Origin of the sequence: Flavobacterium tibetense, from assembly GCF_003293845.1 — a bacterium.
Classification (GTDB): domain Bacteria; phylum Bacteroidota; class Bacteroidia; order Flavobacteriales; family Flavobacteriaceae; genus Flavobacterium; species Flavobacterium tibetense.
In genome coordinates this window covers 65632-74779 of sequence record NZ_QLST01000014.1, presented here as the reverse complement: position 1 = coordinate 74779, position 9148 = coordinate 65632, and the positions used below count along the sequence as shown (strand labels likewise).

9 protein-coding genes and 1 tRNA gene are annotated in these 9148 nt (G+C 32.2%); 5 read left to right on the top strand and 5 right to left on the bottom strand.

Translation table 11 applies throughout. The features are described 5' to 3' along the window. Positions 1 to 160: 160 nt before the first annotated feature. Positions 161 to 898 carry an IS21-like element helper ATPase IstB gene (istB, locus tag DPN68_RS11040; RefSeq protein ID WP_113988361.1) on the bottom strand — a complete coding sequence of 246 codons (738 nt, stop codon included), beginning with the start codon at positions 896 to 898 and terminating at the stop codon, positions 161 to 163. Positions 899 to 915: 17 nt separating this feature from the next. Continuing rightward, positions 916 to 2463 (bottom strand): IS21 family transposase, encoded by a 1548-nt coding sequence (gene istA, locus DPN68_RS11035; RefSeq protein WP_113988360.1) that lies wholly within the window; start codon positions 2461 to 2463, stop codon positions 916 to 918. Positions 2464 to 2595: 132 nt separating this feature from the next. Here istA and DPN68_RS11030 point away from each other — a divergent pair, with 132 nt between their 5' ends. The 4 genes from DPN68_RS11030 (at position 2596) to DPN68_RS11015 (ending at position 5344) form a co-directional block, all read left to right on the top strand. Continuing rightward, positions 2596 to 2826 carry a hypothetical protein gene (locus tag DPN68_RS11030; RefSeq protein WP_113989707.1) on the top strand — a complete coding sequence of 77 codons (231 nt, stop codon included), beginning with the start codon at positions 2596 to 2598 and terminating at the stop codon, positions 2824 to 2826. A gap of 134 nt (positions 2827 to 2960) precedes the next feature. Next, positions 2961 to 3734, top strand: coding sequence for a DUF2971 domain-containing protein (locus DPN68_RS11025; protein WP_113989706.1), 774 nt, complete (start codon positions 2961 to 2963; stop codon positions 3732 to 3734). 45 nt (positions 3735 to 3779) lie between these two features. After that, a complete protein-coding gene (locus DPN68_RS11020; RefSeq protein ID WP_113989705.1) occupies positions 3780 to 4475 on the top strand; it encodes a hypothetical protein in 696 nt (231 codons plus the stop codon). Positions 4476 to 4591: 116 nt separating this feature from the next. Beyond that, a complete protein-coding gene (locus tag DPN68_RS11015) occupies positions 4592 to 5344 on the top strand; it encodes a hypothetical protein (RefSeq protein WP_113989704.1) in 753 nt (250 codons plus the stop codon). A 133-nt stretch (positions 5345 to 5477) separates the two neighbouring features. On the opposite strand, the gene DPN68_RS11010 is transcribed toward DPN68_RS11015, so the two are convergent. Further along, positions 5478 to 5562: transfer RNA gene (locus DPN68_RS11010), tRNA-Ser, on the bottom strand. Positions 5563 to 5755: 193 nt separating this feature from the next. Here DPN68_RS11010 and DPN68_RS11005 point away from each other — a divergent pair. Continuing rightward, complete coding sequence (locus DPN68_RS11005) at positions 5756 to 6508, top strand: sulfite exporter TauE/SafE family protein (RefSeq protein WP_113989703.1); 753 nt, start codon at positions 5756 to 5758, stop codon at positions 6506 to 6508. A gap of 64 nt (positions 6509 to 6572) precedes the next feature. Here DPN68_RS11005 and ribB read toward each other — a convergent pair whose 3' ends face one another. Both ribB and DPN68_RS10995 read right to left on the bottom strand, forming a co-directional pair. Further along, complete coding sequence (ribB, locus tag DPN68_RS11000) at positions 6573 to 7706, bottom strand: 3,4-dihydroxy-2-butanone-4-phosphate synthase (protein WP_113989702.1); 1134 nt, start codon at positions 7704 to 7706, stop codon at positions 6573 to 6575. A gap of 5 nt (positions 7707 to 7711) precedes the next feature. Beyond that, entirely contained in the window at positions 7712 to 9148 is a 1437-nt protein-coding gene (locus DPN68_RS10995) for an LptF/LptG family permease (RefSeq protein ID WP_113989701.1), read from the bottom strand.

Genomic DNA, 9148 nt, shown 5'->3' with positions numbered 1-9148 from the left:
TGCAAATTCCAGTGATATTGACCACCCAATTCCAATTTAAAGTGACCACCTGATTCCAATTCAAAATGACCACCTAATTTCGGAGCAAAATGACCACCTCCATTTTTCATTAAAAACTACATTTTTTCTTGTGTTAATTTGTGATTCAAATATACTAAAATTACTCTTTGTTAATTCCTCTTTTCTTTCTCATGGATTCGCCTAGTAATTCAATGCGATGGGATTGATGTATGAGTCGGTCTAAAATGGCATCAGCTATGGTTTTTTCTCCGATTATATCGTACCAACCTTGTACTGGTATTTGAGAAGTTACGATTATAGAACCATTATTGTGTCTATCTTCAATGATTTCCAAAAGTGTAATTCGGTTTTGACTATCTAACGCTTGAAGTCCAAAATCGTCTAATATAATGACGTCTTGTCGTTCTATTTTGGCTAATTCTCTCAGATAAGAACCATCGGCTTTAGCCATTTTTAACTTAGCGAATAACTTAGATGTGTTATAATAACTGACTTTATATCCTTGGATGCAAGCTTGATAACCTAATGCGGTTCCTAAAAAACTTTTACCTACTCCTGTACTTCCTGTGATTAATACATTCTGATTTTTCTCAACAAAATCGCATGCAGCTAATCTCAACACCACGTTTCTATCCAGATTGCGTGAAGCATCAAAATTGATATTTTCAATATTAGATTTGTAATGGAATCGAGCGTTTTTAATACTTCTTTCAATGCGACGATTGTGTCTTTCATCCCATTCAGCATCAATGAGCATTGCGATAAATTGGTCTAGCGTGTAATGATCTGTTTTTCCACTTTCAATAGCGGTTTTAAAAGCGTTATGCATGCCATAAAGCTTCATTTGTTTCATTTTGGTTGTGGTGATTTCATTCATAAGTATTTGATTTTAATTTATTTGTAATAGTTTTTTCCTCTGATGTTGTTGTGATTTGGTAATTCAAATTCTTCTTCTTGCTCATTCTCAGCGTTGTCTAAGTTGTTTTCTAAAATGTTTTGGATGGCTTTAAAACTGTAAATCCTAAAATCGAGTGCACGTTTACAAGCGTTGATTAATCGTTGTTTTCCTACTTTCTTCTCAAAGTTTAGTATTCCTAAACAACTTTTATATGCTTGCTCTGGATGATTTCTACTTTCGATAATTTGGATAATATAATCCGCTACAGCTTGGTCAATACTGTTTGCCCAATCAATAAAACGACTAGCACTCCAATCAGCAACAAACTGATGCGTGCTAGCTAAATGTTCAGCAATAGTTGTGTAATGGTAAGGTTTGTAATTTCTGGGATGAATAGCGATTCGGTTGTATTTGTAGAAGATTTCAACCGAAGTTTTGGTATACAAAAGTTTTACTTTTTTTCTCACGTATTGGTACGGAACACTGTAATAACTCTTGTCTTGACTTAATAATGCATGACCGTTCTGCATTACTGTAGCGAAGGATTGGTACTTGATTTCAAAACGTTCTTGAGGTAATGGACGTAGTTTTTGCTTCTCATCTTCTATAAATAATTCATAGCGAGAATACGGTCTTCCTGTGAGCTTTTTGTGATTATGAACATCTAATAAATCCCATATTTGTTGATTTAATTCTTCCAAACTATAGAACTGTTTTTGTTTTAGATGTACATAAATTCTTCGATACAAGATTTTTACAGCTCCTTCTACCAATGATTTATCTCTTGGTTTGTAAGCTCTTGCAGGTAATATGGTAGTTTCGTAATGCTCTGCTAAATCGGCTAAGGTTTCATTAATTGTAGGTTCAAAACGACTACTCTTAATTACGGCTGACTTTAGATTATCGGGAACAATTGCCGCAGGAACACCTTCAAAAAAACGCATAGCATTCTCTACCGAAGTCACAAAATCTTCTTTTTGTTGACTCATTGAAGCTTCTGCATACGTGTGTTGACTTGCGCCTAGTATGGCAACAAAAAACTGAACTTCTTTAATCTCTCCTGTATCTTTATCAACAATAGAAAGTGTTTTTCCAGCATAATCCACATACATTTTATCACCTGCTTTGTGATTCATGTGCATTACTGGATTAACGCGTTTACCCCATATTTTAAAGTGATGTCTAAATTGAGAACTCTTAAAACCATCAGGGTGTATAGCAATATATCGCTCCCACATGTGCTGGACGGTAACACCAACTTTCTTGAGTTCGCGTTCCATTTGTGGAAAAAAATCATGAAGCTTTTGTAGTCTAGGATCTATGCTTTCAACAGTATTCTGTGAAAATAAAACTTCAAGTTCGGCATCTGTTTTGGCATCAATAGCTTCAAAACTTAAGCCTAGAAGTTCAAATAAAGAAATATATTTCTTTACCGTATTTCTTGAAAGTGATAAGTAAATGCTAATAAACAATTTACTCTTACCACTACAGTGAAATTTAATTACTTTTCTAATCTTACTCATGTCTGTTACTTTGTTTGCCATAATCCGTATTTTTTGTACGAATGTATGGGCTAACAACATGAAAAAAAGTAACTGTTTTTAATGTCTAATTTATCCTAAATTTTAGGTGGTCAATTTGGACTGGAATTAGGTGGTCAGTTTGCACCGAAATCGGTGGTCAATTTAGACTGGAAAGTGGTGGTCAATTTGACCGTTTTTTCCAATAATTGGTACAATTTCAATCCAAACTTAAAACCCAATGACATTATTAAACTTTTAATCGAACCAAAAACAGCCGATTATTTAATTGAAAAAGTTAAAAAGGAAATTGAAATTATTAAAGAATGTAATAGTAAAATTGATTCCGAAAAATATAACAATCCAATACGTTTAGAATGGTTGTAAAATGCACCTAACCCGAATTTTAAAAACAATTATGGGAAGTAAAGTGTTTTGGGGAAGTGGTAAAACTTTTACTTTGGAAAACTAAACTAACAAACTTAATTTTATTTTCGGATTATATACTTTAATTATTTTATATGGCAATTTATCATTATACCAAACTTACGACACTAATTGATTACATACTTCCAACAAAAACATTGAAATCAAATAGTTTTAGTAATATGAATGACCCGAGAGAATCAACTCCTTGGACAATGGGTAGTATAAACCTTCCATTGGAAAAGCTATTTCCTGAATACTATAGTGATAAAACCCATATTAATTGTCAATATAAGTTCGGTCAAATGATAAAAGAACGATTTCAAATTATTTGCTTTTCAGGCGCAAAGCAAAAAGGTTGGGATAATGAAATGATGTGGTCGCATTATGCAGATAATCAAAAAGGAGTATGTCTCGAATTTGATGAAGACTTATTAACGATTGAAGCAAAGAGGAAGTTTCCTAATGTTGATATTCTATTAAAAGAAGTTAATTATAATACTAGAAAAGAGGGAAAACCTTGGATTAATTGGAATAATATACTTTCTATAGAAGAAAATATTAATAATTATTCATCAATATTAAGCCACGATGTCGTCTTTCATAAGTCTCATTTTTGGGAAAAAGAAGATGAAAAACGTTTGTTATTTCTAAATTGTACAGAAAATTTGTTTTTGTCTTATGGTCAATCCCTTAAAGCAATTCATATAGGATTAGATTTTCCTAGGGATTATTTACCTGCTATTGAAAAATTAATTGAAGGTACTTCTATTAAGCTTTATACATTAATATACGAACATGATAAATATATAAGATGGAATCTTTCTAGAAAAGAAGGTAAATTGTTTACTTCTGTCGATAAAAATTGAAAATATAAAAAACTTGCTAATAATATAAAAAAACCAATAGAATGAATGAAAAGTGAATTATGGAACAAAGACTCTATTAAAGCATTTACAACTGGATATTCAACTGAAGAACTTGACTTTTTCGACAAGGAATGTGAAGATTTTCTAACCGTAGTAATTAATCTATCAAAAACACAAAACGATAAATTTAATGCTAAATCAAAAGAATTGAAAAAGGCAAATTGGTTAATTCTGAATGACATGAGTTGTTCCCTTTTTGATTGCCTATCTGAACTAAAAAAAGGGAATATACGGATTTCTGGAAGGGTTTTTAGAGACGTATTGGAAAGTATGCACTTATTGGAACTACTGAACAAATCAGATGATGGAAAACTATTAGAGAAATGGTATAACAATGAATTTATACCTCATAAAACTTACAGAGATTGGCTAAAGAAAAAAGACGAAAAACTTGCGACTTTAACAAGAGATGTTTATCAATTATATTCACAATTTTCTCATAGAAATTTTATACCAATTAGTGAAAGTTATCATACTAATCAAAATGGGAATTTAGAACATAAATGGCATCTTGACAGAAAGAATAGTGACGATTTGAAAATTTTATCAAAATACTATAGTCATTTATCTTATTTTGTTTTGAACTCAAGTCTAAATTATGGAGATTATAAAGTATTGAACTCGTTTGAATTAAGCATAATGGCAAATGAAGCATTGAAAAATATAGAAACTAAAGAATAAAATAAAAACAAAAGGTAAAAATTTGGCTCGGTGTTTAACCGAAAATGTATTATCTTTTTACAAGCTACCTTTCATACATCAACCGTTAGTAACAAGCATAAAAAAATGAAGAAAATATGAGTCATCATACGAAAAGGAAATTTGTTGGAAATGTGAAATTAGATTTTTCAATTAATAGTTTGAATGAAAACGAAGAAAAACCTAATTATCAAAATATTGATTATACTGAATATACAAAAGGTTATATACAATTAGAAGATAATACTGTGATTGGAGGTTTTGTCTATTTACATAATCATAAACCAATTTTAATACCAGAACCAGAACCTTCAATTTTATACTTTACAAATGCTGAAAGTAAATTAATTGAAATACTTGAATTAAGAGATACAATTCTTCAATTCAAAGCCTCTGAACATAGTATTCACGATTTATCACACATATTTTTTAATTTTTTTCAATTATCATCTGATTACATTATAAACTTATTTACTTCAATCGAAGCATTCAATAATAGCTTAATACCAGATGATTTTGAATTTGAATATAAAAAAGAAAAGTATGGAAAGGATGATGCTCAAAAGTCAATAGACTTTATAACAAAATTAAAAAAAGCTGTTCCAAAAATTATGGAAAAATCATTTGTTAAGGAATTTCAAAACAAATATGATTTTCTATTAAAATTAAAGGACTTAAGGGATAATACAGTTCACACAAAAAATATGTATAAAGGATTTCCATCTTCATATCGTGAATTATATAAGAACTATTTAGATTTTGATTTTATACAATCTTATCAAACAACTAAAGACTATTTTAATTTCTATATACCTAATTGGATTGAAAATTGCGACTGTGGAAATAAATAACGGATAGAACTGTAAGAATGTTTCCAAAGATAAATCTATGTTAAATTAAGATGATAAAAAGCAAAGCACTTACACCTAAATTTACACCTTAAAAAACAAAACCCTCAAAATCAGATGATTATGAGGGTTTTTGCGGAGAAAGAGGGATTCGAACCCCCGGACCTGTTACAGTCAACAGTTTTCAAGACTGCCGCATTCGACCACTCTGCCATTTCTCCAATAAGTCGCGCGCTACTTCCGTATTGCGAGTGCAAATATAGAACGATTTTTTATTTCTGCAAACGTTTTTTGAAGAAAAAAATAAAAAAATGATGCGGTTAATTTTAATGTTTTGAATTTCAGTATTTAGGCTTTTTAAAAAATATAGCAAACCTAAAATCTTTTGAATACTTTTGCAGCTCAATTGCAAGTATGGATTTGTTTTTAGAATGTTTATTGCTAATTCCCGTAGGTTTTTTAGCTGGATTTATTAATACCGTGGCTGGTGGCGGTACTTTGTTTACTTTACCTGCTCTAATTTTTATGGGGTTGCCCGCTCCAGTAGCCAATGGAACCAATAGAATTGCCATTTTTGTTCAAACGGTAACTGCTGTTAGAGGCTTTAAAAGTCAAGGTGCTTCCATGTATCCGTTTAGTTTGTATTTGGGCGTTTCTGCATTGTTAGGATCCTTAATAGGAGCTAAGCTGGCCATCAACGTAGATGATGTTCTATTCAATCGCATTTTGGCAGGAATCATGCTTACCATGTTGGTTTTTATGTTGTTTAACAAACAAACCGATTTTAAAAATTTACAACCGAAACTTACAGGTGCTCCGTTATACAAAGCAATAGTAATTTTCTTCTTCCTAGGAATTTATGGTGGATTCATCAATGCAGGAATAGGCTTTTTTATGCTCTTGATTTTGCCTTATGTCAATGGACTAAGTTTATTACAATCCAATGTGACCAAAGTTTTTGTAGTGGCGATTTATACTATTGGTGCCATCGTAATTTTTGCATTGGAAAATAAAATCAACTACCGATTGGCTTTTATATTAACTATTGGCAACGCATTAGGAGCTTGGTTTTCTAGTAGATGGTCCGTTAAAAAAGACGATAAAGTCATTCGAATTTTCATGATGGTTACCATTTTGGCACTTTCCATCAAACTTTGGTTCTTTTAGTAAATTTCAATAAAAAAACTCCCAAGGGGTTCTTGAGAGTTCGTTTTGTGTTTTTTTCTTTTGGTTAAAAAGTAACGTATTCTGTAATTTCTAATCCATAGCCAATCATTCCTACGCGTTTGGTTGGTTCGGCATTATTGGAAAGTAATTTTAATTTTGAAATGTCTAAATCATGAAGAATTTGGGCTCCAATTCCAAAATCTTTGGCATCCATTTTTACTTGCGGTGCTTTGGTAATGCCTTGCTCTTGCAATGTTTTTAATTCGGCTAAACGAGAAAGTAATTCTAACGATTTTACTTCTTGGTTAATGAAAATAATTGCGCCTTTTCCTTCCGCATTGATTTTTTTGAACATCGAGTCCAAACGTTTGTCAGCATCATTGGTTAAGGTTCCTAAAATATCATTGTTCACTTGCGTAGAATTAATTCGGGTTAAAATTTCTTCGCCATCGCTCCAAGTTCCTTTGGTTAATGCCAAATGGACTTGTTTATTGGTAGTTTGTAAATAAGCGCGCATACGGAAAGTTCCAAAACGTGTTTCTATATCAAAATCTTCTTTCTTTTTGATTAAGCTATCGTGTTGCATTCTGTAAGCTACCAAATCTTCAATAGAAACCAATTTCAAATCGAATTTTTTAGCAACGGCTACCAATTGCGGTAATCGTGCCATTGAACCATCTTCATTCATAATTTCGACAATTACTCCGGCTGGTTTAAAACCTGCTAAACGAGCAAAGTCAATCGCTGCTTCCGTATGTCCAGTTCTTCTCAAAACACCACCTTGTTTGGCAATTAACGGGAAAATATGTCCAGGGCGAGCCAAGTCAAAGGGTTTGGTATTGGGATCAATTAACGCTTCTATGGTTTTGGCACGGTCAGCAGCAGAAATTCCTGTGGTAACGCCATTTCCTTTTAAGTCAACAGAAACGGTAAAAGCCGTTTCCATGTGGTCGGTGTTATTGGTTACCATGGCATGTAAATCCAATTCCTTACAACGCGACTCAGTTAGTGGAGTACAAATTAAACCGCGACCGTGAGTTGCCATGAAATTAATCATTTCTGGAGTTACTTTTTCAGCTGCGGCTAAGAAATCGCCTTCATTTTCTCTGTCTTCATCATCAACTACTATAATGACTTTCCCTTGACGAATGTCTTCAATGGCTTCTTCAATAGTGTTGAGTTGTATTTCTTTTGACATGGTATTTAGTTGTTATTGTTGTTTAAATATTTTCCAAATATTTTTTTAATTGGCTCCGTAATCCAATCAAAACTGATCATCAATCCAATATCATTGGTAGCTCTATACGTTAGCATTATAGCAAATGGAGTCAATAAAAGTGATGCCATCCAAACACCTAAAAAGGGATGAATACCGTCTTCTTGGGCTAGTTTTCTTCCAAAAGTATTGATGAAGTGAAAGGTAATAAAGATAATTACTGCAAATACCATTGGCAAACCAACGCCGCCTTTTCTAATTATGGCTCCTAATGGCGCTCCAATAAAGAACATCAATAAACAAGAATATGCAATCATGAATTTTTCATAATAAACAATCCAATGCGAGTTGATGTTTTTCTTCTTGAATTCCAAATCACTTTGTGCGTTCATTACAGTGAATTCGGTACTTGATAGGTTGTTTTTTACAATTTCAAAAAGTTGTGCTTTTTCTGTATAATTGAAAATACTTAACAAATCAGTTGTTTTATTTTCAATTGGTAGCGACAAATTTTCGGTGCTTTTTACCCAATCGCTTCTTACAGAAATGTTTTCCGCAAAAGAAACAACATCTTTGTTATAATTTATATTTAGCGAATCTAAGGTATAGTTTAATTCTCCTATGGTCAACATTTTTTCAGATGTCACATCATCATCGGAGTTTTCCATTTTGTTGAGTTTTGTTAAATCAATATTAATGATATAACGTTCGAAACTACTTTTAGCAAATGGCCTTCTTAAGCGATCTTCGTATGAACTGGGTAAAATGCTTTCGTAATAATTTCCGTCTAGAAGTTCTAATTGAAGGTAATTACTATTTTCGTTACTTCTTAGAATTCCATTTTTGGCTTTGATAACTGTATTAGCTCCCAGTCCGGCATTAGTGTTTTTTACGTGCATCACAACACCTTCCAAAAACTCGCCATTATCACCTGACTTTTTATCTACTTTGATATTGGAGTTGCCAATAGTATTAAATTGTCCTTCCGTAATGGCCATGGCTGGCTTTTGTTGGACAATAGTTTTTCTTAAGTTGATAAATTTGTATTGTGCTCTTGGTATAACATTATTGGCAAAGAAAAAGGAAACTAGTGCCAATAGTCCAATACTAATGGTCAACATTTTCATAGCGCGTTGCAACGAAATTCCAGATGATTTCATAGCGGCAAACTCATAATTTTCAGCAAAACTACCAAAAGTCATGATGGATGCCAATAATACCGAGAGCGGTAAAACCATTGGAACTATAGTTGGTGCATAAAAAGAAAGAAACTTAAGAATAGTAAAAGTATCTAAATCCTTTCCTGCCAATTCAGAAATGAAAAGCCAAATTCCTTGTAAAACGAATATAAAAAAAAGGATTACAAATACCGAAGTAAATGTAATCATAAAGGATTTGATAATATATTTGTCTAAGATTTTCAC

What these genes read in the sequence shown, in the direction of transcription:
- istA (WP_113988360.1), bottom strand. Translation starts at nt 2,463, where the DNA reads ATGGCAAACAAAGTAACAGACATGAGTAAGATTAGAAAAGTAATTAAA.
- istB (WP_113988361.1), bottom strand. Translation starts at nt 898, where the DNA reads ATGAATGAAATCACCACAACCAAAATGAAACAAATGAAGCTTTATGGC.
- ribB (WP_113989702.1), bottom strand. Translation starts at nt 7,706, where the DNA reads ATGTCAAAAGAAATACAACTCAACACTATTGAAGAAGCCATTGAAGAC.
- DPN68_RS11025 (WP_113989706.1), top strand. Translation starts at nt 2,961, where the DNA reads ATGGCAATTTATCATTATACCAAACTTACGACACTAATTGATTACATA.
- DPN68_RS11020 (WP_113989705.1), top strand. Translation starts at nt 3,780, where the DNA reads ATGAAAAGTGAATTATGGAACAAAGACTCTATTAAAGCATTTACAACT.
- DPN68_RS11015 (WP_113989704.1), top strand. Translation starts at nt 4,592, where the DNA reads ATGAGTCATCATACGAAAAGGAAATTTGTTGGAAATGTGAAATTAGAT.
- DPN68_RS11005 (WP_113989703.1), top strand. Translation starts at nt 5,756, where the DNA reads ATGGATTTGTTTTTAGAATGTTTATTGCTAATTCCCGTAGGTTTTTTA.